We start from the raw sequence: 25,879 nt of genomic DNA, 5'->3' as shown, positions 1-25,879 counted from the left end.
GGTGCCATTGGTTATTAAATTTTCCGAAGCAAATTATGAGCAAAACCTGGCTTTACCCCGACAGACAAACACACGCTGTGGCTTGTCGCAACGAAGACGACGGGAAAATCTACGATGGGACGCTTTCATACGGCGGTGGCCGTTGGGCAAGACTGGCTTTCAAGAGCGACGCACCGACGTTTCTGGTTGAGGGGGAAGAAATCGACCATGTCGAAGTTCAATCGGAACTAGGCAAAAAATTTACGCTATGTGAGTGCCGGCTGTCCGGGCTCGACTTGTACGCGAACTTTGTCATCGAGGGTAGCGTAGCTCCTTCTGCATTTGACCAGATTACTGTCCGGCTTCATGAGGTCTCGGAGTGGTTTCTACGCGAGCAACGTGTTGAGGGGAGAGTTGGGGGGCATCTGGCGTGGAGCGAGAAGTCGAAGCCCATTGTAGTGTCCGTAGCCAATGATGACGAGCGCTTTACTCTAACGAGTGAGTACCACGGGAGCATCCGTCAATCAGGCGAAAACCGCGTAATCAGTGAGTATGTCGATTTCAGGTTTACGACTGAAGGGAAAAAATTTGACCTGCAAGACCTTAAAAGAAAGACGCATGAGCTTGCCTGTCTCCTTTCTATACTTATGGCGTATCCGGCGACCATCGGGGATGTAAGGATACGGCAGCACGATGGAGGTCATAGTAGGGTGCATTTCGTGACGTCCGGTCGCCTCGAGAGGGATTTTGATGATTCGGGCTTCTGGACGAAGTTTTTCGTGCAGAAGCAGCAACTTGACGACCGCTGGCAGACCATCTTCGAACGTTACTATCGGTCGCGATTTCGGAAGGTATGCTGGACTCGCTTGGCTGGGATGCAGCGATATGAAGGTTTCTGGGAGTATGAGGCGCTCGGATATGTCTCTCTTCTCGACCGTTACGTCAGCATTTTCTCGGAAGGGTCTCCGAAGCCGGAACCTGTGCCTCCAACTGAGACGAAGCTTGCAGAATTTCGGCGGTTGGTGAAGGTGGCCATGCCCTCTGTCGAAGGGGCCAAACTGGACACGCTCGTCGACGTGGCAAGCCGAGCGTTTGCTAGCACGTCCTTCGCATTCGGAGAAAAGTATGAGCTTGCCAAAGGGCAAACGGATTCCGACATCGTCCGTATCATTGCACTGTCGGACACCGCATTTCGTAAAATTAAGAGGATTCGTGATGCAATTGCACATGCCAATGACCCGAAGTTGAGCGAAGGCGACCACACGCTGGTGAGCGAGATAGTTGAAAAGATAAAACTGCTTCTAACGTATTGGGCGTTCATCGATTTTGGTCTAACCAAGTACGACTTCCTTGAATGCCTGAAGGCGACGCGGAGCGAGGTGCGCTTTATCGCGAGGCTAGATGAATTGCATTTGGCGAGGTTGACTGGCACCGCAACATTCCTTTCAGTCTCCAGGGCGAATCTGGATGAGCTGAAGAGTACGAAGGGCACTCGCTCTTTTGGCTGCTTCATACGCGAGGGCGATGGTTCAATAAGCTTCAGCGACTTGCACACAAAGATGTACAGCGAATGGCAGAACTCGCGTGACGGCAATACACCAATGGTCTTGAGTGCGAACGCCATCTTCGGAATTGAAGATGCTGGAGCGAGCGCGATACCGCACGCTTACCTGGAAAGCGGAGAGGAGCGATTCGAAATTTTTCACTTGTGGTTGATAGAGCGTGCGGCAATCAACGAATGACCTATCGATACCTACGGTGGAGCGGATTCGAGCGGTTTCGAGGACCGTTCTGAGTTCTGGATTTGACAGCTGGTTGTATGCCACAAAGCAGTGAAGCCAAAGATTTCATGGTCGCGACACCGCTTTATTGCGCCTTTGCTGATGTATCAACCAGTTTCCTGATTTTTGATGAGGCGCGACGACGTAAGGGGGAGATGCCTCCAGGCCGCACGTAACCGGGCGTTCAGCCGCGTCTGCTTGTTCCCGTTCGGCAGATTGCTCACGCGGCGGCTTGACGCTTGGTCGCAACTTGTGACGCACTCTCACTGCCGATGCAAGCTATGAGGTCTGCATCGGACATTTGCATGATTTGAGCGGAATCGCGCGCACCGTGCGCTAGCAACGCGAGGCGCTGCCCGCGATTCAACGGAATTGGAACTTGAACCAGTCCAAGTCCTTCTTCTGGCAAGCCAAATTCTAGGCCTATTAGCAGCTTGTCGACGGCGTCGGCCATATCCGCTTGCTCTGGAAAAAGTGCGGCAAGAATACGCTGTGCAGACCGAACGTGAAATCGCGTGGAATCGGCGATGGCAATGATGTCACCGTAACTAATGGCACCCTGATAAGGATTAGGTGAGTATCGTTGCTCAATCACATCGGCGGGTACACCCGACAACCAGTCATGCATGATTGCTGCGCGCTTGCAGCGTCGGCGAAAGCACGCCTCGTCTGCCCCAAACCGGCTAAGTAATCTAATGGCGGCGTGACCGTAGCGTTGCGAAGCGTCCGCGACGCGAGCCGATTCAGACGCTCCCTTTGTCATGAGCGGCGTGTACACGCTATCCATCTCCTGCAAGACTTGTAGGAGGCAGATGATGTAAGACGCGTGCACATTCGTCCAATCGACTTCCTTGACAAGTTCTACGAGACGTAACCCTGACTCGAAAGTCAGGCTGGAGCTTCCCACTGCGCGGCCAAGAAGCGTCAGGTGAATTACGTCACTCTCGAGTTCGGCAAGGTTATGCTGAAGCGTCCTCGCGACGAGTTGGTTGACACGAGCTGCAACCTGAGCGTCCCAAGCAGGATTGGCACGGGACGCCGCATAACCTGCGAAGGTGCTCACCAGCAGTGCTGGTATCTCAGTTGCCGTGACCCCCTGCACTTGGCTCAGTAGACGTAACACCCATGTGGGCAGGTCACCTTCGCTAAAGGACGACTTCACGTCTTCGGGGGAACCCTGCACGTACCGCCGGAACAGTTCCGCACGTTCGAACGGTGTGTCAGCGAGGATGATTGACTTCCCAATCTCGTTGAATCCAAGTCGGCCGGCTCGCCCGGCCATGTTTTTGTATTCCGCAACTGTGAACGGACGACCATCCTCACCCACAAACTTTTTTTCTGCGAGGACTACCGTCGACGCTGGCGTATTGACGCCCGCCGCAAGGGTTGTTGTAGATGCGAGCACATGTATGCCTCCGACGTCACTGCGAAATCCGCGTTCAACCACTTCGCGTTCTTCACGCTGCAAGTTCGCGTTGTGAAATGCAGTACCACCCTCTAGGCAGATGCGAAGGTCGTTCGACGCCGACGTTAGGCCGTATCGCGGCAAGCTCGCGAGCACCGCGGCGGGAGGAAGTCCGAGTTCACGCGCTAGGTAGCGCGCGCAACCTTGAGCTTTCCCTCGGGCGTGCCTGAATACAATCAGCTTTTCTCCGTTCGCGACCAGTCGCCTCGCCAAAGGAACAATGACATCCTGAGAAGACGGCGACTTAGTACGCTGGACGATTTCAACTCTGGGAAGCAGACTTTCAGTCTTAATTGTGCCGTCGACATCAACGAATTGAAATGTGCCAGTGCGGTCGAGAACGCCTTCCACTAATGGAACCGGACGAACGTTCGATTGCAAGACTCCAATGCTAAGCCAATGATTGAATCCGTTCAGTTGCCCGAGAACCGCCGAAAGAACTAGTAGTTGAGGGGCAACTCCGCGCGCCCTTGCGCGAACCAGCATTGCTAGCAGCAGTTCGACGGTAATGCCTCGACGCGAGTCCGTAATGAATTGCCCTTCATCCAGCACGACAACACCAAGCCGATTCAGAACATGGGGCGACGTGAGTGAAATGTTCAAAAACATCTCATACGTGAAAAAGGCGATGTCGTAGCGACTTGAGAGGATGTCGCCCACAGTGTCATTGGCGTCTCCGGTGCAGCGAACTACTCGCAACCCAACCTCGCCATATCTCGATGAGAATTCTTCACATTTCTCGTTCACGAGCGCCTTATACGGGAGCAGGAAAATTGCCTTTTTTCCTCCGAGTACCGCTTGAATGCCCGCGAGTTCGCCAATCAACGTCTTTCCGGAGCTGGTCGGTGCGACCACCATGAGTGACTTGCCTGCAAGGACACCGTACTCATTCACGGCTTTCAGCTGGAGAGTGTTCAAGCCGTCCGGGAAACGTGTTGACCATTGGTCCACAACATTCTGAGGGAAGCCGTGAGGAATTAGGTCAGAGAACGCACCAGTCATCCCAACAATGTCCATCGAGGGAAAGTTCGCCTGGAAGTTCTCGCCACGCCGCAATCGTGGGAAAACAAGGCCACCTTCGACGTGACCGAGAAATGCAGGTGTCTGAGTGACACCAATGGCAAGGGCCGCCACGCGAGTGGCCTGGATAATCTCGTCTGCGACTGCAGGAAAGCTCACCGTCTCAACCATCTCGTCCGTCATGGCTTGAATCAGTGCCGCCGTTAGTAGTCCGTGACCAGTGCCGGGTTGCTCCCACGCAGATTGAGTCGACGTGCACGCCGCGAGAAGGATACGGCCGTCGCCCGCGACTTGCTCAAACGTGAACGCATTGCGTGGGCGTCCTTCAACTTCGAGGACGCGAGCTGGCGCGTGGCCGGCAAAGCAGGCGTCGAGGATAAACAGGACGACGCGCGCCTTCGAAGTTTGGAAGGCGTCGGCGAAAGTCGCCATAGGAAGCGTGGTGCCAGTTACATCCGTCCGTTGGGTATCGTAAAAAACGAGGCTGCCGTCGGGAGTTCCATGGCCGGCGAAGCTTATGATGACGACATCTTCTGCTCTTGCACTGCCTAGCGCATGAAGCACAGCTTTGGAAACGTTTTCCTTGGTAGCATCGGAGCCGATGAGGAGCCTGGAGCTGATGTCGGGTAGGGTGTCGGTAAAGAGCGACCACAACGCGACTGCGTCACAATGAGTTCCAGGCAATTCGTCGATTGACGGGTCGGACTGTTTGTTAATCCCCACGAATACAGCTTTGATGGCCATACAGGCTCCGAAGCAACAAATTATGCGGATTGGATTTTCAACGTATATTGACGAAATAAGGTAATATTTTGCGGCGACGGGACAAGCTGTCGCGCATCAGAATAATAGCCTGATTCCCGCCGAATTCGGCGATGGGAAAAATACCGTGAAGGCGTAAGCATCAGACGTCAACGTCCGGTTGGAACGTTCGAAAGTGTTTGCGTTAGAAACAACTTTTATATCTAGGCAAACCCGGGGACGGTTCAAAAATATGGCTGAAGATGTTCATCAAACTGAGAAAGTTCAGTGCGAGGATGATGGCGGTTACTTGGGCAAGTGGAAAGACTTGGACCAACACATCATCATTCGCCGGACGGACGAATACTGTGTCTGCTTGAAAAAGGACCTTCGAATTGATTGGCAGACGAGTGTCGAATTCGACAAGGCGGAGAACGCTGGTGACCCAGAGGTCAAGAGGAAGCGTTCGGCACTGTTAGCGGAAATCACAGTTGAGGAGCTGAAGGCGGCGGACGGTTTCAGCGACTCAGTCCTTATCCGTCAACGTACTCTACTCGGAGAGGCAACTGTTTTGTGCCTTGAGGCGGATTTCGACGGTGCTCAGAAAACTATCGAATCGGCTCGGACAGTGCTTCAGGCGCGGAGCGACGAGATGTCGCGTCAGTGGTATTTGCGGGCCAGCGCTACCGCAACCTTTCCCTTCGTTCTTTTTTTTGCTGTTTTTTGGCTCAATCGGGACTATTGCTTGAAAGCCGTCGGGCCAACGGCGTATTGGCTTCTGCTCGCTGCGTGCGGCGGAGCGCTCGGTGCGCTTTTCTCGGTCATCGCGCGGAGCGGAGACATGCACTTTGAACTTGGGGCTAGCAAGGACCTCCATTATCTCGAAGGCGTTTCTCGAATCATCGCCGGTGCAATCTCAGGACTACTCGTCGCAATGGCCGTACGCTCTGATTTGATTTTTGGTGCGTTTGCACGTGGCGAGCATATGTCCATTGTCTCGATGCTCGCAGCGGTTGCTGGGGGCACCGGGGAGCGACTTGCGAAGTCAATTATTTCCCGATTCGACGAAAAACCGCATGACGATAAAAGTGAAGGTTCTTAAAGGAGGTAGACGTGAATGGTTTGCGACGTAGAGCATTGATTATTGGATGTCCGGACGCCCAGATTCCCGGAGTTCGAGATGACATGGAAAACTATCCGACGTTTTTCAAGAGTGCTGCGGGCGGCGGATGGTTCTCCAGTGAAATTACGGTTCTCGAATCACCGACGGTTGCAAGAGTAAAAAGCGAAATTCAGGCGCTGCAGACGACGGCTGACTATTCTGTTGTTGTTTTCGCAGGACACGGGCGCTATTCGCCGGCGGACGGTTGCGGAATGCTTCTGCTGTCACCCGGAGTTGAGATAGACGAAAATGAGCTTAAGTTCGGAGCGTCTCGGAGAACCGTAATTATTGACGCTTGCCGCGTCCTGCCGACCAACATCCTCTTGGATAGCGTACGTGCGTCGTTGGAAAAGTACGCTCAAGTTGGAGACATACAAGCGAGTCGGCGACTATTCGATGAACACTTAAGCAGGTGTTCCGGTGGCATCGCGATGATGTATGGATGCGCTATCGGTGAAGGCGCTCAGGAAGAACGAGGGAAAGGGGGGTATTACTCAGCCGCGCTGATAAACGAGGGAAGGCGGTGGGGAGAATCGTCGCTGACCACCCCCGGTGGCGTGCTCACAGTCAGCGACGCGCATGATGCTGCCGAGGCGTGGGTTAAGAGAAACACGGGGTCTGAGCAGAATCCGCATGGTGCCTTCCCTCGTAATTTGCCTCGATTTCCGTTCGCTGTGCGCGCGAGATGATAGCCGCACGTCGGCAGCGGGCGTGGAGATACAGCCACGGGAAAGCTGAGCGTCCGCTGTCCATGATTGACAGCTGAATTCTAAGAGAAAAAGCGGCGCGAGAGGCTAGTCGAAATCTTGGCTCTTCGGCTTACTCGCCCGCTGTCTAGGCGCAGCCTTGCGGGTCATCATTATTGGATTGATGGTCGGCACCGGAGCAATGGTGTCGAACCACGTCTCCCGGCCGAGAACACGAAGTACCAGAATGAGCGTGTGCAGTGACGAGCCATCGCCGTTTTCGAGATTGCGGACTGAGCGCACGCTGATGCCGGCGCGCGCCGCCACCGTAGCTTGGTCAAGGTTTTTGTGGACCCTGAGCGTCTTCACTTTCTGGCCAATATCCGCTGCTATCTCGTCGGGTGTTCGTATTCGCATCGGTGTACGCCTATAGCAGCTTGATTATTCGACTTCGCGGACCATCTGCAGCAACCGGCAAGATTTTGCCTGTTGGCGGCGAAAATGCAGATATGGGGAAGATTGTTGCCGCTTGTTGATGGTCGTTCCAAACGGCTACGACGTGGCTGGGCAGCCGCCATCTTCGGGTTTGCTATCACTGATTCTGTGGGGCGTCGTCCTCGGTCTGGGAGTCGAGGTAGGCGCGTCTTGCGGCGTCTATCTCTGCTTTGTACTTCTCCACGGAGGCCACGTCGATATTGGGCGCGCCGCTTGGGTTGTTCGGGAGGACTTCGACTATAGCTCCAGACGTCAGTAGCTTCTTCACATGGGCCTGGCTGACGAATAGAAATTCGGCGACATCGGCGAGCGTCATGGCTTCGCCCGTTTGCTTTCCACGGCAGTGGTTTGTTCGCTGTCGTGTTCAAGAGCTATCTCTGAGTGAACCGCGGACAGCCATCGTGTGATGCGCGCTAGTGCATCCTGGTCACTGATTCCGCGCGCGGGGTCGAGCAACAGAAAGTGATGTGCTAGCTCGCCAGGCTTATACCCGAACCGCTCGGCACCGAACACTGCGTCGTCGATTGCGAGCCAGTGCTTGAGGCGCTTTCCGTAGGCGTAACCGAGTATGACGTGAGTACGCTCGGTGCCGTCTAGGACGTAGCTGCGTTGTGGCTTGATGTGACTGGTCGTCCCGACGACGCGTGGTCGGAGTTCTGGCGGCAGGAAGGCGACGACGCGCTCCTTTGACAGTCGGCGCGCCCATGACGTTGTTAGCACGATTTTGACATCGGGGTAGGGTGCGAGCAGTTCGACGAGCAGCGGCGCAAATTCAAGCAGAGGGCGGCCAGTGTCGAGCGATATCTCTTCCTTGTCGTCGATATAGGCGTTGCCGATGTGGAGTGTCGCGTCGAAATCGACAAACAGTGTGGGCGTCGCGTTATCCAGGACCAGTTGTGGCGGTGCCTGTCGCTTGCGAAGCTCTCGCGAGGGCGACCGCTGCTCCGTCACTGCGAGCCAATTGACAGGGTGTCCCGCGGCCGCGAGCGCGTCACTGGCGTCATCGCATCCCAGGATGAGCATCTCAAGGCCGAATCCGCGTAGCACTTGGAATAGCGACTGGGTGCTCGCGGCCTTTCCGTCTTCAATGAGGCTCAGCTGTGCTACGTCAACGTCGCTATAGTCGGCCGCGTCGAGCAGGTCAAGTCCGCATTCGCGTCGGCGCTCGCGGATGATGCCCCCCAGGGTGCGAAGGTCAGCGGCTAGCGGGCTCAATGACGATTCAGGTACGGACGGTGAGGAAGCCATCGTAAAGGTCTGGGTGTTCATAAAGGTGCACACATCCCATTCGCGGCTACCATTCCAGCAGGGCGCGCAGTCGAGCCATGAGCCAGTTCAGTTCGTCGGATGAGACCCAGCTCTTGCGAGCGACGGCATCGCGAACACGCACGAGGGTCGTGTTCGCGTCGTGATTAGGGTGAGCCGCTGCGTCTTCCTGCGCCTTCGGTACAAGCTGGTGCGCGAGGTCTTCGCATATCTCCCAACGCTCTTCGCGTTCGCGGTCCGTTTGCTCGGCAACATATCTGCCCTTAGACAATACAGCGCACACCTTCGGTTGGATGCCTGCTACTACGCCATGGGTCGTCCGCCGCGGGAAATCGAGCGGCACATCCGATGCGTCGTCGGAAGCGCTCATGCCGGTGTAGCCAAAGGAGCGATTGGTTCTTCAGGCGCAATGCAGTCGTCACAGTACACGCGCCGCCAGTGAGATTCGCGATACTGCCCACGTCTACCGCAACTCTCGCAAACGTAGCGTGAACTGACCTGGGCTACCTCAACGAAATCGCCAATACGCTTCGCGACATCTTCGGGGCAAATCGAGCCATACAGAATCTCGATTTTGAGTTCGCCATCGACCTGCGTGATGTCCGTGCAGATTGGAAGGACAGGGAACGTAGAGGTGCCACGCGCCCTGGCAGTTTCGAGCACGGCAAGTCGCTCAGGAAACTGAATCTGTTCGCGCCACAGGTCACGCAGTTCTGACTCGACTTTTCGCGCCAGTGCCTCGATGATTGGATACCAGCCACCTCCGCACAGAATTCCAAAGTGAGAAATGTTGGTTGAATACGTCCAGGGGTAGTGCACGGAGCGAAAGAAGAGCGGGTACTTGGCCAACACTTCATTTTGACGGTACGTCAGTGTCCACACGCGCGGTTGCGGGTGAAGTTCAGTGTCGACCGGCTCGACCAACTTAACCATCTGGCGCACGGCTGGCGAGTTTTCGATGGTTTTCGGTCGACGCTGCGCTCGAGGAGCAGTCACGAAGAGTTCTCCGTCTATGGCTGCTTCAGGACGTGCGCGTCCCTCGCAGTGGGCGATAGTGAAAGTGAAGGCTGGCGCCGACTCACATGGTTGACATTTGATGCTTGCGAACCATACGGATTGGTTGCGTCAGCAGCCGTTGATTGCAGCTAATTCAAGGGCAATCTGCAGTGGTTCGGAAGTGTAGATGTGGAAATGTGAACTGTAAAGAGTGCAACTTTATAAAGTGCCACTTTATACACTGTAGATTTCGGGGCGGCGATAGGTAATGCTCCTGCCCCATATGGTCGAGAACCTCACCCCCCGCCAAATCTCATTTCGCGAACGGCTTGCGGCAAATCTGAAATTTTTCCGCGGCGAACGAGGGCTGTCCCAAGAGATACTTGCGGACCGCGCAGGCGTCCATCGCACGCATATCGGCCAACTCGAGCTTGGTCGACGCAGTGTCACGCTTGACACTCTTGTGTCGTTGGCGAAAGCCTTGGGGGTGGATGAGTTCGAACTCCTGACAGAGCGAGACGATGTCGTAGCCGTTCCTGTGAAGATGGGCCGCAAAAGAAAAACGAAGCCCGCAGGTGAGGAAGGCTGACCTGTCAGCACTGCTGTGTGCAGTTTGACAATGCTCCTGATTGTGCGCCAGTTTTCATTCCGGCCTTCACGCAGCTATACATGTCCTCAGACCATCGGTTGTGCACTGGCGCCACACGAATGTGTGACGGCTGAAGGGCTGTCTGCCCTCCAAGCGACCAGGCATTGACCGCTTACTTGCTACACCACCCACTACGCGCACAAAACAAGTCATGAGGCACAAGTGTGGCGTCGAGATGCCGTCGCTCATCTGTGCGCGGATGAAGACGCGTGTGGTGTCGGCGGCCGCTTTGTGCTGATGGGTTTGACTCGCTCGTGGAGCGAGACGAACTTACGCAGCCTGCGTTAAAGCAGGGCAGAGTGCAGAAGATTGACAGTCCGGTCGAGGACTGCGGGCCTATGTTGGACGCCGAGGTCACTGATATACCGGCGCGTCATGTGAAGCAGAAAACAGGCTCCACCGCACCTCGCTCACGTCCCATCGGGGCGACCCAACCGCGGAGCAGAATAATCTACGTCCCCCCCCAACGTTCGGTGGCTGTCGACGGACCTTCGCGTGCGCGTCGAATTCATCGTCCATTTCCCGATGAAATCGATGGACAGCCGCGAAATAACTAACCCATTGAATTTAAGGTGGTTTTGACTGTTCGTTTTTAGTCTACTTGTGAGTGCTTCGAGATGGAGTGAGGCTAATTTAGTCGGTGTGTGTCAGACAAACCTCACTTGGAATATCAGATGCAGTCTCGTCCTACTCCAGAGCTGACCGATGCGCAATGGCGCAGCGTCGAACCGCTCTTTCATGAAATCCGCTCCAGCGGTCCGCGTCGCGGCCGTCCCGCGCATAGCCCGCGTGCCGTTTTCGAAGGCATCGTCTGGGTGCTCACCACCGGTTCCGTCTGGGCGAAGCTGCCCGAGCGCTACCCCGACTTCCGCACCTGCCATCGCCGCTTCAAGCTGTGGTTCGACGCGGGGCTCGTGCAGCAAGCCATGTCGCGTCTCTACGGCGAAGAAGGGCTCGCGCTGTGCGCGGCCATGAGCGCGCGCATGCAGCCGTGGCGCGCACCAGCCGGTCGCAAGGCGCCTCGATTTCCGGTAGCGCTCTCGCTGCGCTGGCCGCTCGCGCGCACCTGAAGGCGAAGCGGTTTCCTTGCGCGCGGCAAGCGGATCACGAGTCCTCCGCCGCGTCCATGCGCGTCCAGACCGGCTCCCACCACGCCTTGTCGCTGAACGTTGCGATGGGCACGTCGGTGTTCAGTTGTACGGTCATGCGTCTTTCCTCGTCGTCGAGCGCCTCGGCGTTCGCGAGTTGCGTGGCGAGCACCGCTTCGCCCGCATCCGAAGGATCGCGCGGCCCGGCGGCGCGCGCGTTCACGCGTTCCACGAGCCGCGCCGTGTCGGCGTGAAAGTCGAGTATCAGCATCGGCACGCCTGAGCGCTGCGCGAGTTCCGCGAAGCGTTGGCGGTTCGCCCGCTGCAGGAAGGTCGCGTCGATCAGCACCGTATAGCCCGCGTCCAGCACCTCGGACGCCAGCGCGACGAGCCGCGTGTAATGCGCGTCGATCGCCTCGCGCGTGTAAGCCTGCGGCGGCAGCGCGCCCAGCGCGGGCGCGTCGAGCACGTTGGCGCGTTTGCGCTCGATATCGCTTGAAATGCGGATTGCGCCGCTCAAGGCCGCGAACGCGCGGCTCGCGACCGACTTCCCCGAACCCGAAAAGCCATGGCAAAGCAGCAGCCTCGGCGAGAGCGTGCTGTTGGCTTCGCGGACCTCGCGCGCTGCGAGGTCGAGGTAGCGCTGGCCTGGCGTCGGGGTTTGGGCGGCGTCGTCGGCGGTGGCGAGCGGCGTCTTCAGTTGCGCGACGAGCGCCCGCACCAGCGCGCGATAAACGACATAAAGGCGCAGCGCGGCCAGCCCGCCGAAGTCGCCGGTCGCGTCGAGATAGCGCGCGAGCAGGCGATTGGCGAGATCGTCGCGGCCATGCGCGCGCAGGTCCATCACGAGAAAGGCCAGATCGCTGGCGATGTCGATCCAGCGCAGCGCCTCGCTGAACTCGATGCAGTCGAACAGCAGCGCGTGCCGTCCGCACCGAACGATGTTGTCGAGATGCAGATCGCCGTGGCAGGCGCGCACGAAGCCGCCGATGCGGCGCGCGTCGAGCCGTGGGGCGAGTCGCGCCAGCGCGGCTTCGCACCACGCGCGCAAGGCGGCGTCGCGCACGAATCCGGCGCTGCGCGCGTCGCGTTCGAGCGGCACGAGCGCATCGAATATCTGTCGGCCCAGCAGCGACGCCGATCCATAAGGCGTGGCGCAACCTGGCGCGCCCCGCACGCCGCCGACACGCGGCGCCTCGCGATGACAGGCGGCGAGTTTGGCGGCGGCGGCGTCGATATCGGCGGGCGCGAGGACACCCGCCGCGAGCCGCCGGGAAAACAGTTCGCGCTGATCGAAGCGCCGCATACGCACGGCGTAATCGAACACGCCCGCAACGCTGAACGCGTCGCCGACGCCACGCGCCGCACGCTTCAGCACGACACCGCGTGCACGCCGCACGATCGCCTGGACATCACGATAAATCGCCCCCGCGAAAGGACGGTTGAGCCGGATTTCGGCCTCGCAGCAGCGCCGCCGCGCGTCGAGCGTCGTGAAATCGACGAAACCGAAATTGACCGGCTTCATGATCTTGTATGCGTAGCGCCCGGCCAGATACACCACGGAAATATGCGTTTCGATCCGCACGATGTGGCCCCCCGGGTGCGCATAGGTGCGCGTGCGGCGCAGCGCCTTGTCGAGCGCGCGGCCGTGGCGGCGCGCGGCGCGCAGGCGGTTCTGGACGTGGAGCGCGGCGGGCGGCTTGGTGTCGGTGTCGGGCATCGGCGGCTGGAGGCGTCAGATCGGTGGTGTAGAGGAGGAGGGAGGAGGCGCGAGGACGAACCGCAGCGTCGAGCTTCCGAGCATACCGCGTGCCGTTCGCCGCCGACGCGGCTGTGCCCCCCGTGCGCGCCCATGCCGCCTTCCGACGACCGCACGGGACCGGCATCCGCGCGATTGAGCGAATCATCCTGCGCGGGCGTCAGTCTCGGGCGACCTTTGCGGGATTGGCCGCCTGTGCGCGATACTGTGAGGCTCAACGCAACGGAATCTTCGGCACATGGCGCATTTCGACGTATTCAACGGCGACGCGGACGGCATCTGCGCGCTGCATCAGCTTCGCCTCGCCCGGCCGCGCGAGGCCACGCTGGTCACCGGCGTGAAGCGCGACATCGCGCTCGTCAAACGCGTGGACGCGCACGAGGGCGACTCGCTCACCGTGCTCGACATCTCGTTCGACACCAACCGCGAAGCGGTCAACGCCTTGCTACGCAAGGGCGTGCACGTCGAGTACTTCGACCACCATCACGCCGGCGACCTGCCGGTCAACGTCAATCTCATCGCCCATATCGACACCACCGCGCAGGTCTGCACGAGCGTGCTGGTCGATCGTCATCTGGGCGGCCGCCATCGTCCGTGGGCGATCGCGGCGGCGTTCGGCGACAACCTGCCCGCCACCGCCCAGGCGCTCGCGCGCGAGGCCGGTCTCTCTGACACGCAGACGGAGCAGCTTTGCGAGCTGGGCGAGTCGCTCAACTACAACGCTTACGGCGACTGCGTCGAAGACCTCTTTATCGCGCCCGCCGCGCTCTACGAAGCGATCAAGCCTTACGCCGATCCGTTCGAGTTCATCGCTTCGGCGCCGCTGATGCAGCGTCTGTCGGCCTGCCGCCGCGACGATCTCGAACTGGCCCAGGAAATCACGCCGCTGGTCGCGTTCCAGTACGGCAGCGTTTGCGTGCTGCCCGACGAACCGTGGGCGCGGCGCGTGCGCGGCGTGTTCGCGAACGTGCTCGCGCTCGAGGAGCCGTCGTGCGCGCACGCGGTGCTGACCCTGAACGCGGACGGCAACTATGCCGCGAGCGTGCGCGCGCCGCTCGAACGTCCGCGCGGCGCCGACGAACTGTGCCGCGCGTTCCCCGGCGGCAACGGCCGGGTCGGCGCGGCGGGCATCGACTGCCTCGAATCGGACAAGCTCGACCAGTTCTGCACCGCGTTCGCGCGCGTGTTCGGCGGCGTCAAGACGCGCTGAGCGTTCTGCGCGTCCTCAGTGAGCCGCAGTGAGCCGCAGTGAACCTCACGCCGCGCCGCCCGCTTGCGGCGTGCGCGCGGTGCGCGACTGCGACCAGCGCCAGTTCTTGATCTCGGGCATATCGTCGCCGTATTCATCGACGTAACGGCGATGCTCCGCCAGCTTGTCGTGCAGCGTCTGCCGCAGGTGCGCGGCGCGCTGCGCGAGGCCTTCCACGCGGTCGATCACGGCTTCGCACAGGTGGAAGCGGTCGAGCCGGTTCACCACCGTCATGTCGAACGGCGTGGTCGTCGTGCCTTCCTCGATAAAGCCGTGCACGTGAATATTCGCGTGATTCATGCGCCGGTACGTGAGCCGGTGGATCAGCGACGGATAGCTGTGATGCGCGAAGATCACCGGCCGGCTTACGGTGAACAGCGCGTTGAAATCGGCGTCTGACAGACCATGCGGATGACGGTCGGCGGGTTCGAGCGTCATCAAATCCACCACGTTCACCACGCGGATCTTGAGATCGGGCAGCCAGCCGCGCAGCAGATCGACGGCCGCGAGCGTCTCCAGCGTCGGCACGTCGCCCGCGCAGGCCATCACCACGTCGGGCTCGCCGCCTTCGTCGTTGCTCGCCCATTGCCAGATGCCGATGCCGTCCGCGCAGTGGCGGATCGCCGCGTCCATATCGAGCCATTGCGGCTGCGGCTGCTTGCCCGCCACGACGATATTGATGCGGTTCCAGGTGCGCAGCACGTGATCGGTCACGGCGAGCAGCGTGTTGGCGTCGGGCGGCAGATAGACGCGCACCGTGTCGGCCTTCTTGTTCACCGCATAGTCGATAAAGCCGGGGTCCTGATGGCTGAAGCCGTTATGGTCCTGGCGCCACACGTGCGACGTGAGCAGGTAATTGAGCGAGGGCAGCGGCCGCCGCCACGGAATCTCGCGGATGACCTTCAGCCACTTCGCATGCTGGTTGAACATCGAATCGATGATGTGGATGAATGCCTCGTAGCACGACATGAAGCCGTGCCGCCCCGTCAGCAGATAGCCTTCGAGCCAGCCCTGGCAGGTGTGCTCGGAGAGGATTTCCATCACACGGCCGTCCTGCGCGAGCTGGATGTCGTCGGGCGTGGTTTCGGCGAGCCACGTGCGCGAGGTCACGTCGAAGACGTCTGACCAGCGGTTCGAGGCGGTTTCGTCGGGGCCGAAGATGCGGAAGTTGCGCGTCGGCAAGTTCACGCGCATGACTTCGCGCAGGAACGCGCCCATCACGCGCGTGGCTTCGGCGTCGACCTGGCCGGGCGAGGGCACCTCCACCGCGTGGCGCTCGAACGCGGGCACGCGCAGTTCGCGCACGCGTCCGCCGCCATTCGAACGCGGATTCGCGCTCATGCGCCGTTCGCCGCGCGGCGCGAGCGCGGCGATTTCGGGCGCGAGCCGGCCGTGTTCGTCGAACAGTTCTTCGGGCCGATAACCGCGCATCCAGCTTTCGAGCAGCGCGAGATGGCCGGGCTTGCCGATGTTCGCGAGCGGAACCTGATGCGCGCGCCACGAGCCTTCGGTCTTGAGTCCGTCGACGGACTTCGGGCCGGTCCATCCCTTAGGCGTCCGTAACACGATCATCGGCCAGCGCGGCCGTTCGATCTGCGCCTTGGGATCGGCTTCGGCCTGCGCGCGCGCCGACTGCTGGATGCGCGCGATCTCGTCGAACACGGTGTCGAACGCGGCGGCCATCAGACGGTGACCGTTGACGGGATCGTCGGTTTCGACGAACACGGGCTCGTAACCGTAACCGCGCATCAGCGAAGCGAGTTCGTCGTCGCCGATGCGCGCGAGCACGGTCGGCCCCGCGATCTTGAAGCCGTTCAGATGCAGGATGGGCAGCACCGCGCCGTCCGTCACCGGATTGAGAAACTTGTTCGAATGCCAGGCGGTGGCGAGCGGCCCGGTTTCGGCTTCGCCGTCGCCGATCACGCAGGCGACGATCAGATCGGGACTGTCGAACACCGCGCCATACGCGTGCGACAGCGCATAACCGAGTTCGCCGCCTTCGTGGATCGAACCGGGCGTCTGCGGCGCGACGTGGCTCGGAATGCCGCCCGGAAAGCTGAACTGCTTGAACAGCACGGCCATGCCTTCCTCGTCCTGAGGCACGTTCGGCCAGGTCTCGCTGTAGGTGCCTTCGAGCCAGGTGTTGGCGACCACGGCCGGTCCGCCGTGTCCCGGCCCCGCGAGAAACAGCAGATCGAGATCGCGCTCGTTGATGACGCGGTTCAGGTGCGTGTAGAGAAAATTGAGACCGGGCGTGGTGCCCCAGTGGCCGAGCAGGCGCGGCTTCACGTGCGTGAGTTGCAGCGGCTCGCGCAGCAGCGGATTGGCGAGCAGATAAATCTGGCCGACCGAGAGATAGTTCGCGGCGCGCCACCAGGCGTCCATGCGCTGCAATTGTTCGTCGGAAAGCGGCGGGCGGGCGGAAGCGGTGAGGGGGCTCATGCGGGCTCCTGTTTGGCCTGGGTGGGCCTGGGTGGCTCCTGTCGCGCGCGGCGGCGCGGCATAAGACGGACGGATCGGCGCGCGAAGGCGTTCGCGCGCGAGAGGACGGGCACGTGAGCGCCGCGATGCGTTCGAGGAGGCGATGCGCGGCGTAAGCCACGGGAACGCGGGGCGCCGACATGGCGTCAGGGCTCGCGCTATGTTGCCACGTTCGATGGAAGCGCTTTCGCTGAGTGTGCGAAGGGGTTTCGTCTACGCCGATAGGCACGAATATGCATGGATGCGCGCGGATAGATGCCGATATCGTCCCCTGCGCGCGCCTGTCGCAGCGGACGCCCTCATCGCGGCGCGCGTGCCGACCGCGTAACATGAATGACGATGCGTCCCCGTGCGCGCTGCGCCGCACACGGCCTGCCGGACGCGCAACCGCCACGCGGCACGACCGCATGGCAAGCACGGCGCCACGCCAGGAGGACGACGATGCGAGCGATGCTGTTCGACGGCACGAGTCCGCGACTGCGCGACGTGGAGCTTCCCGATCCGGTGCCGCGCGCGGGGGAATTGCTGATCGACGTGGAAGCCTGCGGCGTGTGCCGCACCGACCTTCACGTGGTCGACGGCGACCTCACGCAACCGAAGCGGCCCGTGATTCCGGGCCACGAAATCGTCGGCACCGTGGCGGCGCTCGGCGAAGGCGTCACGGGTTTCGCACCCGGCGACCGCGTGGGCGTGCCGTGGCTCGGCCATACCTGCGGCCACTGCCGCTTCTGTCTGCGTGGCCGCGAAAATCTCTGCGACGCGCCCGGTTTCACCGGCTACACGATCGACGGCGGCTACGCCGAACGCACCGTCGCCGACGCCCATTACTGCTTTCATCTGCCGCGCCAGTACAGCAGCGTCGCGGCCGCGCCGCTGCTGTGCGCGGGACTCATCGGCTATCGCACGCTGACGCTCGCGGGCGAGGCCGACTGCATCGGCATTTACGGATTCGGCGCGGCGGCACATATCGTCGCTCAGCTTGCGCGGCATCAGGGGCGCACCGTTTATGCCTTCACGCGTCCCGGCGATACGGCCGCGCAGGACTTCGCGCGGCGGCTCGGCGCAGCGTGGGCCGGCGGCAGCGACGAATTGCCGCCCGAGCCGCTCGACGCCGCCTTGCTGTTCGCGCCCGTCGGCGCGCTCGTGCCCGCCGCATTGCGCGCGGTGACGAAGGGCGGCGCGGTGGTCTGCGGCGGCATCCACATGAGCGACATTCCGTCGTTTCCCTACGCGTGGCTCTGGGAAGAGCGGCGCATCGTCTCGGTCGCGAATCTCACGCGCGACGACGGCGCGGCGTTCATGGCGATCGCCGCGCGTCACACGCTCGATATCGAGACCACGCCGTATCCGCTCGCGCGCGCGAACGAGGCGCTTGCCGACCTGCGCGAGGGGCGGCTGACGGGCGCGGCCGTGCTGACGATGCGTTGAGCGGCGCGCGATCGTCCTTATCTATCTAGAAAGAGGGAGCGGCAAGGAACGATAACGAACACAGCACGAACACAGCGAACCGATTTTCGATAGCGCGAGCGGCGACGCGCCGTTCGCCGCGCATCATGGGCGAAGCCCGGGAGGTCACGATGTACAAGCAGATTCTGGTAGCGGTCGACGGCAGCCGTCACGGCCGACGTGCGCTGGACGAGGCGATCAAGGTCGCGAAGGCGACGGGCAGCGCGGTCATCGCGCTGTACGTCGTGCAGCATCCGGCGCGTCTCGTCGATATCAGCACGGGTTTCGCGGAAGAACAGACGCGTCACTCCGCCGAAGCCGACGTCGCGACCGCGGCGCTCGACGAAGCGAAAACCGCGCTCGCCGACGCCGGCGTGAGCGGCACCACGCGCGCCGCCGATTCGAACGGCGAGGAGATCGCCGCCGTGATTTACCGCATCGCGGCGGAGGAGGAAGCCGATCTCGTCGTCATGGGTACGCGCGGATTGTCGGGCGTGAAGCGTTTGTTGCTCGGCAGCGTGGCGGAGAGTTTTCTGCGTATGGCGGACCGTCCGGTGATGCTCGTACGCCATGACGAGCCGCCGCCGGTCTCGGCGTGAGCGTGGCGGCCCGCGCGTCGATCCGTCGCAAAAACGAAGCCAGCGCATGCCTGGTCATGCGTTTTGATGTAGGGGGTATCCCGAAATATGACTTCAATCAGGCGTTGCGGCGTCTTTGGGCGCGCGGGCATGCGGCTTCGTGCCTATGATGTGGGTTCGATCCCGTTGACGTTGCGATAGGCCGTAGTCCGAACGATCGGGCCGCGTGGTATCGCATGTTGCGTTGCATCAGGCGGCAGCGCGCGCCACGGCGTGGCGGGATCGCGCTTGCCGCCCGCGCTTGTGCAGCGCAACGCGTGGCGGCGTCGTCATGCTGCCCGGCGCCCAGCCGGGTCCCGCACTCTCGTGAGGAACTCGATCATGACCCAAGCTTCCCATCCATCGTTCGATGCGTGCCGCGCCAGCGCGTCTGCCGCGCTGAGCTGGCTCGTGCAGCAACAGCAATGGCGCGAGCAGATGCTCAAGCTGTGGCAGCGCCGCCTCGAACGCGATCGCCATGCGCTCGAAGGCACGCTCGAATCGCTGCACGGCGCGCAGGACTGGAACGATTTTTCGGCGGCGTCGCAAACGGTCTGGCGCGACTATCTGAGCGCGAGTGCGGCGCTCTGGCAGGAGGGCGTGACGGCGTCGATGCAGGGCGCGGGCGCGTGGAGCGACGTCGCGCGCGACATGGCACAGCATTGGCAGAATTCGCTCGACGTGTTGCAGCGCGGCACGGCGGCGCCGAAGAACGGCGCGGCCCTGCCGATGCGCGAGTGGATGGCGGCGTTCGAGCGCGCGATGAGCGGCGCGGCGGCGCAGGCGGCGAGCGTCGCGAACACGATGGCGGCCGCGGCGGGTGCGCCGGATGCCGCCAGCGCCGCGTCGGGCGGCGGCGCGCGCGCGTCGAAAAAGCACGAATCGAGCGCGGGCGGAGGTCAGCATGGCCGATGAGCGCATTGCTTTCGTCACCGGCGGCATGGGCGGACTCGGCGCGGCGATCAGCCGCCGCCTTGCCGAAGCGGGTTTCAAGGTTGCCGTGACGTGCTCGAAAGGCAACGACCACGTGGCCGCCTGGCTCGACGCCGAGCGCGCGGCGGGCCGCGTCTTCGAACACTATGCGATGGACGTCGCCGATCACGACGACTGCGCGCGCACGGCGGAGCGCGTGCTCGCGGATCTGGGCCGCATCGACGTGCTCGTGAACAACGCGGGCATCACCTGCGACCGCACCTTCGTGAAGATGACCAAGGCCGACTGGGACTGCGTGCTGCGCACCGATCTCGACGCACTCTTCAACGTCACCAAACCTTATCTGCCGGGCATGCTCGAACGCGGCTTCGGGCGCATCGTCAATGTGGGTTCGGTGAACGGATCGCGCGGCGCGTTCGGGCAGACCAATTACGCGGCGGCGAAGGCGGGCCTGCACGGCTTCACGAAGTCGCTCGCGCTCGAAGTGGCGAAGAAGGGCGTGACGGTGAACACGATATCGCCGGGCTATCTCGCCACGCATATGGTCGAGGCCGTGCCCGAAGAGGTGATGAAGACGCGCATCCTGCCGCAGATTCCGGTCGGCCGGCTCGGGCGGCCCGAGGAAGTCGCGGCGCTGGTCGCGTTCCTCTGTTCCGACGACGCCGCGTTCATCACGGGCGCGGATATCGCCATCAACGGCGGGATGCACATGCAATGAAGCCGACGAGAACGCGTAGCGCGGGCGCTCAGCCGCGTCCGCCGCGCAGCGGTGCCGAGGAGGCCGCCGGGCGCGAGACGGCCGGTGCGGGAGCGCCGCGGGCGAAGGCTTCGGGTGGCTCGTCGTCCAGTGGGGTTGATCCGTTTGGATCGTTTGGTACGTTTGGTCCGTTCGATCTGGCGGTGCGCGCGGCGCTGTCGTTGCAGGCGGGCGGCCTGTCGCCCGTATCGGCATCGCTCGCGTGGCTCGACTGGAGCACGCATCTCGCGAGCGCGCCCGCCACCTGTTTCGCGCTGGGCACGCGTGCATGGACCGACGCGCTGGGCGCGTGGCGTTCGGCGTGGCCCGGCGCGGTTTCATCGACGCAAGATGCGCCCGCCGACAAACGTTTCGCCGCGCCCGCGTGGTCCACGTGGCCCTACAGCGCCTGGCGCGACGCGTATTGGCGCACGCAGTCGTGGTGGCGCGAGGCGACCGAGGCCGACGCGGGCGTCGATCCCCATCGCGCCGATCTCGTGCGTTTCATGGCGCGGCTCTGGCTCGACGCGGCGTCGCCCAGCAATTTCGCCGCGACCAATCCCACGGTGCTCGACGCCGCGCGCGCCAGCGGCGGCGCGAACTTCGTCGCGGGCTATCAGCATTGGCTCGATGATTGCGCCGCGCAGGCCCGGCACGCGGCGGGCGGCGCGCCCGAGCCGCTCGCGTTCGAGCCGGGCAAGGACGTGGCGGTGACGCCCGGCAAGGTCGTCTGGCGCAATGCGCTCTGCGAGCTGCTGCAATACGCGCCGACCACGCCGCGCGTCGCGCGCGAACCGGTGTTCGTCGTGCCGTCGTGGATCATGAAGTATTACGTGCTCGATCTTCAGCCGCACAATTCGCTGGTGCGTTTTCTCGTCGATCAGGGCTTCACGGTGTTCATGCTGTCGTGGCATAACCCGTCGCCGGCCGAACGCGACTGGCGTCTCGACGATTATCTGAGCGCCGTGTTCGAGGCGCTCGCAGCCGCCCGCGCGCGTTGCGGCGACGCGCCCGTGCACGCGGTCGGCTATTGCCTCGGCGGCACGCTGCTGGCGATCGCGGCGGCGGCGCTCGGGTCGCCGCGTCAGTCACCGTCGTCGCCGCAGACTGTCAACGATGCCGCACCGATCGGCGCCGAGGCGTTGCGCTCGGTCTCGCTGCTCGCCGCGCAAACCGATTTCAGCGAGCCGGGCGAACTGCGTTTCTTTATCGGCGAGAGCGAGCTTGCGGCGCTCGATGCGCTGATGGCGCGTCAAGGCTGTCTCGAAGGCGAACAGATGGCCGCGACGTTCCAGTTGCTCAATATGCGCGATCTCGTCTGGGCGCGCGCGGTGAACGACTATTTGCTCGGCGAGCGCGCGAAACCCAACGATCTGATGTCCTGGAACGCCGATATCACGCGCATGCCGTACCGCATGCACAGCGAGTATCTGCGACGCCTCTATCTGCACAACGATCTCGCGGCAGGACGTTATGAGGTGAATGGCCGCGCGGTTTCGCTCGGCGATATCGCGCAGCCGATGTTCATGGTCGGCACCGAGCGCGATCACGTATCGCCGTGGCGGTCGGTGTATCGGCTGCTGCAATCGACGCGCAACCCAGTGACGTTTCTGCTGACGTCGGGCGGGCATAACGCGGGCATCGTGTCGGAGCCGGGGCATCCGCGCCGTCACTATCGCTGTGCGGTTCGCGACGCGGACGCGCCGTGGCGCACGCCGCAAACCTTCTTCGACGAGACGCCGCCCGTCGACGGTTCGTGGTGGCCGCGCTTCGCTGAGTGGCTGCACGCGCAGTCGAGCGAAAAAATTTTTGCGCGTGAGCTTGAAGCGGGTCTTGCAAACGCGCCGGGCGTCTATATCTTCGAGCGGTAGGCGCGATCGCGGGGAGTCAAAGATCAGGCTGAGCCTGGTCATCTCCGTGAATTGATAAGGAGTCCGGTGGATTGTTGCGCGTGAACTATCACGAAACATCACGTAGCATCGCGCTTTGCAGTCGCGGACAAACGCATCATTCTTTCGAAGTTTTCCAGGAGTCTGTCATGAGCACCATTTCTCGCCACGATCCGTTCACGCTCGACGGTGTACCCGATCTGTTTCAAGGGTTGTTCCGGCCGATGCGCAGCGCGGGCGGCCTCGAAGGGCAGGCGGCGAGTATCCGCATCGACGTGACGGAAAACGATGCCGGTTATACGGTCAAGGCGGAAATGCCCGGCGTCGCCAAGCAGGACATCGACGTGAAAATCGATGGCAATCTGGTCTCGATCGCGGCCAGGGTCGAGCGCGGCGCCGAATTGAAGGAAGGCGAGCGCGTGCTACGCCGCGAGCGTTATACGGGCAGCGTGAGCCGCTCGTTCACGCTGGCCGCCGACGTCGACGAGGCGCAGGCGAGTGCGAACTACAACGACGGCGTGTTGACGCTCGTGTTGCCGAAGAAGGCAGCGGCCGCGAGCAAGCGTCTCGAGATCCATTAAAGGTTCATTTAGGGTGCATTAAGGCCCGCTCGACGGGCATGGCCGATGCGGCGCGCCGTTCGCGATTATTGCGGACGGCGCGCCGCATTTTTACTACTGGCGCAAAGATCGCGATGCCGTAACGCGACGAAACACGGTTGTAGCGAAACTGTACGTTTAGCCCGCTATGCTGGTCAGCACTGTGAGTTCTGGACAGGAGAGATCCGATGCTCAGTCACCACGAACTGGCCGCGCTGCTGCTGATCCGCGACGCGAATACGCCGCTGCAGACGCTCGATTCCGATTTTCTGGCGCTCGCGCGCTACCAGCTCGTCGAAATGGACGAAGACGAACGCGGCTACGCGCCGCGTCTTACGCGCCGAGGTCAGGAGCTGTTGCGGCGGCTGACACACGATGGACACGATGTTGGGCACGATGACCTCTGGAACGAAGAGGGCGGCACGGCGTGAAATCCGCGCAGCGTGGGCGGAATCGATGCAGCACGGATTTTGTCAAGAGGCGATTATCCGGCGCTACGATCGTTACAAGCGTGTAACGAAATGTGAGGCGCTTTGAGATAGAGTGCTGCCTTTTGTTGCAGTCCAGGCTGCCGTCCACCGAGAGTACACCCATGAAAGTCATCGCCAAGCCGTTCGCCCGTCTGTCCGCCCTGATGCTGTGCGCCGCCATGGCCGCGCCGATCGCCGCGGTCGCCGCGCCGCATCATCACCAGGTCTGCCACACCGAGATGAACCATCATCATCATCCGGTTCGCGTCTGCCACGACGCGCGCTAAGCCCGGCGCAACCGAGCATGCCGCACTCAGGTGCGGCATTTTTTTCCTTCGTAATGTTTCGTTATCCGTAGTAATTAACGGATATGAAATTACCTGATATTTCCCGTGAAAAGGCGGCGCCCGATGCGCGTCGGCTGTCACTGCTACGGGGTCGTGTACGTCATGAAGCAAGCCTGGGGTTTCGCGGTTGCTGCCGCGGTGTTGTCGTTGTCGTCCAGGTGTGCTTTCGCCCAGGAATTCACGCTGTTCGCCGGTCCGCTCGTGAGCGGTTCCGATCATTCGTATTCGTGGGAAATGAATTACATGGAAGGCTTCGGCACTTATTTCGCCGGCAGCGTTTCATGGCTCAATGAAGGCCATATTCCGGGCCATCATCGCGATGGACAGAGCATTCAGGCATGGGCGCGCCTGCCGCTCGACAATCGGCGTTTCGTGTTCGCGCTGGGCGCGGGACCGTATCGCTATTTCGATACCGAAGCCGCCAAACAGGGGCTCGGCTATTCGAACACGCACGGCTGGGGCGCGGTCTATAGCGCGCGGGCCACGTGGTATGCGAGCAATCGCTGGACCGCGAACCTGCAACTGAATCGCGTGAGCGTGACGCGCGGGCCGTCCACCACGGCGCTGATGCTCGGCATCGGTTATCAGCTCGACGCGCCGGATACGCCGGGGCCGCGCGATTTCGCGCTGCCGCGCACGCACAACGTGACGAACAACGAAATCACGCTGATGGCGGGCGAGACCATCCTCAACAGTCTGGAATCGGAGACGTCCGCGGCCGAATCGATCGAATACCGGCGCGGCATCACGCACTGGCTCGACGGCTCGATCGGTTATCTGCACGAGGGCAGCGGGTTGACCGCGCGGCGCGACGGCGCGACCGCGCAACTCTGGCTTACACGCGCCTTTCTTGATGATTGCCTCACGCTTGGCTTCGGCGCGGGCCTGTATGCCGCGATTCATCACGGCGACGCCGAGGATCAGCGCGATACCGGCGACGGCATTCTTTCGGGACTCGTTTCGGTATCGGCGTCGTATCGGTTTTCCGATCACTGGGACGCGCGCGTGACGTGGAATCGCGTGGTCACGCGTTATAGCCGCGATACCGATGTGATCCTGGGCGGCATCGGGTATCGCTTCTGAGGCGGTTGGGTGCGGGCGCAATCATTGGCCGCGCACCCGGCTGCGATCAACCGCCTGGACGTCCGCCGCCGCCACCACCACCTCCACCTCCACCTCCACCACCTCCGGGCGGGCGATTGCCACCGCTGCCGCCACCGCCACCAGGCGGTCTCCCGCCACCCCCGCCTTGTCCTTGCGGTCTGCCGCCCGCGTTGCCCGGCGGCCGCGCGTTGTTGCCGGGAGGCCGCGCGTTGTTGTTGCCCGGCGGGCGTGCGCCGCTGTTATTGGGCGGCCGATGACCCTGTCCGTGCCCTTGACCGGGACGATTGCCCTGGCCGCCAGGCGGACGCCCACCCTGCGAGGGCGGACGGATCGCGGGCGGCGGTCCCGGGCGCACGCCCGGATGCCGGTTCCAGCGCGCCTGATTGCCGTACCACGGACGGTCGCGGTAATGGCTGCCCCAATACGCGCCGAGCGTGAACGTGACGATCGGCAGGCCGATGGTTGCGCCGTAATTCATCACCGGCACGCGCGCGCCTTGCCACGGGTAGGAGAGATAGCCGCCGTAGACCCAGCCGCGCAGGCCGGGCAGGCTCACGTCGCACCAGCTGAAGCCGGAGACGCAACCCATCACCGCGACCGAAACGCCGCCCGGCACCTGCGCCACGAGGGGGTAATCGCCGGCGGGACCGGCGTAGAGATTGACGGTCGTGCTCGTGAACGCCTGCGACTGTGCGAATGCCGGCGCGGGCGCCGCAACGACCGCAGCGAATCCGGCGAGCATCGCACCGACGAGCTGCTTGCGCATCGCTGCTCCTTGGTGGTTGGAACTGCCCGATAACTTTATTGCGATATAACACGAACGTTAGCAGATAAGCCATTTAGGGCGCGGTTGCGCGTATTACGAGGTATTTCGGCGACTTGTATGCACGCGCACCGATTTTCGGGACACGGCAGCGCGCG

At 62.0% G+C, this 25,879-nt stretch carries 24 protein-coding genes; 15 read left to right on the top strand and 9 right to left on the bottom strand.

Annotated features, from left to right (window positions below):
* The first annotated feature begins 35 nt into the window (after nucleotides 1-35).
* Nucleotides 36-1,721 (top strand): HEPN domain-containing protein, encoded by a 1,686-nt coding sequence (locus tag LDO54_RS19405; protein WP_224012303.1) that lies wholly within the window; start codon nucleotides 36-38, stop codon nucleotides 1,719-1,721.
* Between the two features lie 259 nt (nucleotides 1,722-1,980).
* On the opposite strand, the gene LDO54_RS19400 is transcribed toward LDO54_RS19405, so the two are convergent.
* Complete coding sequence (locus LDO54_RS19400; protein ID WP_224012302.1) at nucleotides 1,981-4,989, bottom strand: DEAD/DEAH box helicase; 3,009 nt, start codon at nucleotides 4,987-4,989, stop codon at nucleotides 1,981-1,983.
* Nucleotides 4,990-5,239: 250 nt separating this feature from the next.
* On the opposite strand from LDO54_RS19400, the gene LDO54_RS19395 reads away from it, so the two are divergent.
* Both LDO54_RS19395 and LDO54_RS19390 read left to right on the top strand, forming a co-directional pair.
* The gene (locus tag LDO54_RS19395; RefSeq protein WP_224012301.1) at nucleotides 5,240-6,088 is read left to right on the top strand and encodes a hypothetical protein; all 849 of its coding nucleotides are present in this window, start codon (nucleotides 5,240-5,242) and stop codon (nucleotides 6,086-6,088) included.
* A gap of 11 nt (nucleotides 6,089-6,099) precedes the next feature.
* Nucleotides 6,100-6,837, top strand: coding sequence for a caspase family protein (locus LDO54_RS19390; protein WP_224012300.1), 738 nt, complete (start codon nucleotides 6,100-6,102; stop codon nucleotides 6,835-6,837).
* 105 nt (nucleotides 6,838-6,942) lie between these two features.
* Here LDO54_RS19390 and LDO54_RS19385 read toward each other — a convergent pair whose 3' ends face one another.
* From LDO54_RS19385 to LDO54_RS19365, 5 genes are all read right to left on the bottom strand, one after another.
* Nucleotides 6,943-7,251, bottom strand: coding sequence for a helix-turn-helix domain-containing protein (locus tag LDO54_RS19385; protein WP_224012299.1), 309 nt, complete (start codon nucleotides 7,249-7,251; stop codon nucleotides 6,943-6,945).
* Between the two features lie 175 nt (nucleotides 7,252-7,426).
* Nucleotides 7,427-7,645, bottom strand: a complete 219-nt coding sequence (locus LDO54_RS19380; RefSeq protein WP_224012298.1) for a hypothetical protein — start codon at nucleotides 7,643-7,645, stop codon at nucleotides 7,427-7,429.
* Nucleotides 7,642-8,598, bottom strand: a complete 957-nt coding sequence (locus LDO54_RS19375) for an HAD domain-containing protein (protein ID WP_224012297.1) — start codon at nucleotides 8,596-8,598, stop codon at nucleotides 7,642-7,644. The genes LDO54_RS19380 and LDO54_RS19375 overlap by 4 nt, the downstream gene beginning before the upstream one ends.
* Nucleotides 8,599-8,623: 25 nt before the next feature.
* A complete protein-coding gene (locus tag LDO54_RS19370) occupies nucleotides 8,624-8,965 on the bottom strand; it encodes a hypothetical protein (RefSeq protein WP_224012296.1) in 342 nt (113 codons plus the stop codon).
* Nucleotides 8,962-9,591 carry a hypothetical protein gene (locus tag LDO54_RS19365; protein WP_224012295.1) on the bottom strand — a complete coding sequence of 210 codons (630 nt, stop codon included), beginning with the start codon at nucleotides 9,589-9,591 and terminating at the stop codon, nucleotides 8,962-8,964. The genes LDO54_RS19370 and LDO54_RS19365 overlap by 4 nt, the downstream gene beginning before the upstream one ends.
* Before the next feature lie 268 nt (nucleotides 9,592-9,859).
* Here LDO54_RS19365 and LDO54_RS19360 point away from each other — a divergent pair, with 268 nt between their 5' ends.
* Nucleotides 9,860-10,180, top strand: coding sequence for a helix-turn-helix domain-containing protein (locus tag LDO54_RS19360; protein WP_224012294.1), 321 nt, complete (start codon nucleotides 9,860-9,862; stop codon nucleotides 10,178-10,180).
* A gap of 734 nt (nucleotides 10,181-10,914) precedes the next feature.
* Nucleotides 10,915-11,310 carry a transposase gene (locus tag LDO54_RS19355; RefSeq protein WP_224012293.1) on the top strand — a complete coding sequence of 132 codons (396 nt, stop codon included), beginning with the start codon at nucleotides 10,915-10,917 and terminating at the stop codon, nucleotides 11,308-11,310.
* A 34-nt stretch (nucleotides 11,311-11,344) separates the two neighbouring features.
* Here LDO54_RS19355 and LDO54_RS19350 read toward each other — a convergent pair whose 3' ends face one another.
* On the bottom strand, nucleotides 11,345-13,048 hold the full coding sequence (locus tag LDO54_RS19350; RefSeq protein ID WP_224012292.1) for an AAA family ATPase: 1,704 nt from the start codon (nucleotides 13,046-13,048) through the stop codon (nucleotides 11,345-11,347).
* 277 nt (nucleotides 13,049-13,325) lie between these two features.
* Between LDO54_RS19350 and LDO54_RS19345 the strand changes: the two genes are divergently transcribed.
* The gene (locus LDO54_RS19345; protein WP_224012291.1) at nucleotides 13,326-14,297 is read left to right on the top strand and encodes an acetyltransferase; all 972 of its coding nucleotides are present in this window, start codon (nucleotides 13,326-13,328) and stop codon (nucleotides 14,295-14,297) included.
* 45 nt (nucleotides 14,298-14,342) lie between these two features.
* On the opposite strand, the gene LDO54_RS19340 is transcribed toward LDO54_RS19345, so the two are convergent.
* Nucleotides 14,343-16,778: a phosphoketolase family protein gene (locus LDO54_RS19340; protein ID WP_224012290.1), complete on the bottom strand. Its 2,436-nt coding sequence runs from the start codon at nucleotides 16,776-16,778 to the stop codon at nucleotides 14,343-14,345.
* Nucleotides 16,779-17,258: 480 nt separating this feature from the next.
* Here LDO54_RS19340 and LDO54_RS19335 point away from each other — a divergent pair, with 480 nt between their 5' ends.
* From LDO54_RS19335 to LDO54_RS19295, 9 genes are all read left to right on the top strand, one after another.
* Nucleotides 17,259-18,245: a zinc-dependent alcohol dehydrogenase family protein gene (locus tag LDO54_RS19335; RefSeq protein WP_224012289.1), complete on the top strand. Its 987-nt coding sequence runs from the start codon at nucleotides 17,259-17,261 to the stop codon at nucleotides 18,243-18,245.
* A 149-nt stretch (nucleotides 18,246-18,394) separates the two neighbouring features.
* A complete protein-coding gene (locus LDO54_RS19330) occupies nucleotides 18,395-18,862 on the top strand; it encodes a universal stress protein (protein ID WP_224012288.1) in 468 nt (155 codons plus the stop codon).
* Nucleotides 18,863-19,222: 360 nt separating this feature from the next.
* A complete protein-coding gene (locus LDO54_RS19325; RefSeq protein ID WP_224012287.1) occupies nucleotides 19,223-19,795 on the top strand; it encodes a hypothetical protein in 573 nt (190 codons plus the stop codon).
* Complete coding sequence (phbB, locus tag LDO54_RS19320; protein WP_224012286.1) at nucleotides 19,785-20,531, top strand: acetoacetyl-CoA reductase; 747 nt, start codon at nucleotides 19,785-19,787, stop codon at nucleotides 20,529-20,531. Before LDO54_RS19325 ends, phbB begins: the two co-directional genes overlap by 11 nt.
* The gene (locus LDO54_RS19315) at nucleotides 20,528-22,420 is read left to right on the top strand and encodes a PHA/PHB synthase family protein (protein WP_224012285.1); all 1,893 of its coding nucleotides are present in this window, start codon (nucleotides 20,528-20,530) and stop codon (nucleotides 22,418-22,420) included. The genes phbB and LDO54_RS19315 overlap by 4 nt, the downstream gene beginning before the upstream one ends.
* A gap of 167 nt (nucleotides 22,421-22,587) precedes the next feature.
* Nucleotides 22,588-23,019 (top strand): Hsp20/alpha crystallin family protein, encoded by a 432-nt coding sequence (locus tag LDO54_RS19310; protein WP_224012284.1) that lies wholly within the window; start codon nucleotides 22,588-22,590, stop codon nucleotides 23,017-23,019.
* A 206-nt stretch (nucleotides 23,020-23,225) separates the two neighbouring features.
* Nucleotides 23,226-23,468 (top strand): hypothetical protein, encoded by a 243-nt coding sequence (locus tag LDO54_RS19305; protein ID WP_224012283.1) that lies wholly within the window; start codon nucleotides 23,226-23,228, stop codon nucleotides 23,466-23,468.
* Between the two features lie 161 nt (nucleotides 23,469-23,629).
* Nucleotides 23,630-23,794, top strand: a complete 165-nt coding sequence (locus LDO54_RS19300; RefSeq protein ID WP_224012282.1) for a hypothetical protein — start codon at nucleotides 23,630-23,632, stop codon at nucleotides 23,792-23,794.
* A 162-nt stretch (nucleotides 23,795-23,956) separates the two neighbouring features.
* Nucleotides 23,957-24,937 (top strand): hypothetical protein, encoded by a 981-nt coding sequence (locus tag LDO54_RS19295; RefSeq protein WP_224012281.1) that lies wholly within the window; start codon nucleotides 23,957-23,959, stop codon nucleotides 24,935-24,937.
* Between the two features lie 46 nt (nucleotides 24,938-24,983).
* Here the strand turns inward: LDO54_RS19295 and LDO54_RS19290 are convergent, their stop codons facing one another.
* The gene (locus tag LDO54_RS19290; protein WP_224012280.1) at nucleotides 24,984-25,724 is read right to left on the bottom strand and encodes an SH3 domain-containing protein; all 741 of its coding nucleotides are present in this window, start codon (nucleotides 25,722-25,724) and stop codon (nucleotides 24,984-24,986) included.
* Nucleotides 25,725-25,879 lie beyond the last annotated feature (155 nt).

The organism is Paraburkholderia tropica, from assembly GCF_914484835.1.
GTDB classification, from domain to species: domain Bacteria; phylum Pseudomonadota; class Gammaproteobacteria; order Burkholderiales; family Burkholderiaceae; genus Paraburkholderia; species Paraburkholderia tropica_A.
This window is presented reverse-complemented; position numbering and strand designations above follow the sequence as displayed.

Coding starts and splice junctions, on each gene's coding strand:
- LDO54_RS19385 (WP_224012299.1), bottom strand. CDS start 7,251: ATGCGAATACGAACACCCGACGAGATAGCAGCGGATATTGGCCAGAAA.
- LDO54_RS19330 (WP_224012288.1), top strand. CDS start 18,395: ATGTACAAGCAGATTCTGGTAGCGGTCGACGGCAGCCGTCACGGCCGA.
- LDO54_RS19300 (WP_224012282.1), top strand. CDS start 23,630: ATGAAAGTCATCGCCAAGCCGTTCGCCCGTCTGTCCGCCCTGATGCTG.
- LDO54_RS19305 (WP_224012283.1), top strand. CDS start 23,226: ATGCTCAGTCACCACGAACTGGCCGCGCTGCTGCTGATCCGCGACGCG.
- LDO54_RS19325 (WP_224012287.1), top strand. CDS start 19,223: ATGACCCAAGCTTCCCATCCATCGTTCGATGCGTGCCGCGCCAGCGCG.
- LDO54_RS19370 (WP_224012296.1), bottom strand. CDS start 8,965: ATGAGCGCTTCCGACGACGCATCGGATGTGCCGCTCGATTTCCCGCGG.
- LDO54_RS19405 (WP_224012303.1), top strand. CDS start 36: ATGAGCAAAACCTGGCTTTACCCCGACAGACAAACACACGCTGTGGCT.
- LDO54_RS19335 (WP_224012289.1), top strand. CDS start 17,259: ATGCGAGCGATGCTGTTCGACGGCACGAGTCCGCGACTGCGCGACGTG.
- LDO54_RS19290 (WP_224012280.1), bottom strand. CDS start 25,724: ATGCGCAAGCAGCTCGTCGGTGCGATGCTCGCCGGATTCGCTGCGGTC.
- LDO54_RS19375 (WP_224012297.1), bottom strand. CDS start 8,598: ATGAACACCCAGACCTTTACGATGGCTTCCTCACCGTCCGTACCTGAA.
- LDO54_RS19310 (WP_224012284.1), top strand. CDS start 22,588: ATGAGCACCATTTCTCGCCACGATCCGTTCACGCTCGACGGTGTACCC.
- LDO54_RS19315 (WP_224012285.1), top strand. CDS start 20,528: ATGAAGCCGACGAGAACGCGTAGCGCGGGCGCTCAGCCGCGTCCGCCG.
- LDO54_RS19395 (WP_224012301.1), top strand. CDS start 5,240: ATGGCTGAAGATGTTCATCAAACTGAGAAAGTTCAGTGCGAGGATGAT.
- LDO54_RS19350 (WP_224012292.1), bottom strand. CDS start 13,048: ATGCCCGACACCGACACCAAGCCGCCCGCCGCGCTCCACGTCCAGAAC.
- LDO54_RS19400 (WP_224012302.1), bottom strand. CDS start 4,989: ATGGCCATCAAAGCTGTATTCGTGGGGATTAACAAACAGTCCGACCCG.
- LDO54_RS19355 (WP_224012293.1), top strand. CDS start 10,915: ATGCAGTCTCGTCCTACTCCAGAGCTGACCGATGCGCAATGGCGCAGC.
- LDO54_RS19340 (WP_224012290.1), bottom strand. CDS start 16,778: ATGAGCCCCCTCACCGCTTCCGCCCGCCCGCCGCTTTCCGACGAACAA.
- phbB (WP_224012286.1), top strand. CDS start 19,785: ATGGCCGATGAGCGCATTGCTTTCGTCACCGGCGGCATGGGCGGACTC.
- LDO54_RS19345 (WP_224012291.1), top strand. CDS start 13,326: ATGGCGCATTTCGACGTATTCAACGGCGACGCGGACGGCATCTGCGCG.
- LDO54_RS19295 (WP_224012281.1), top strand. CDS start 23,957: ATGAAGCAAGCCTGGGGTTTCGCGGTTGCTGCCGCGGTGTTGTCGTTG.
- LDO54_RS19380 (WP_224012298.1), bottom strand. CDS start 7,645: ATGACGCTCGCCGATGTCGCCGAATTTCTATTCGTCAGCCAGGCCCAT.
- LDO54_RS19360 (WP_224012294.1), top strand. CDS start 9,860: ATGCTCCTGCCCCATATGGTCGAGAACCTCACCCCCCGCCAAATCTCA.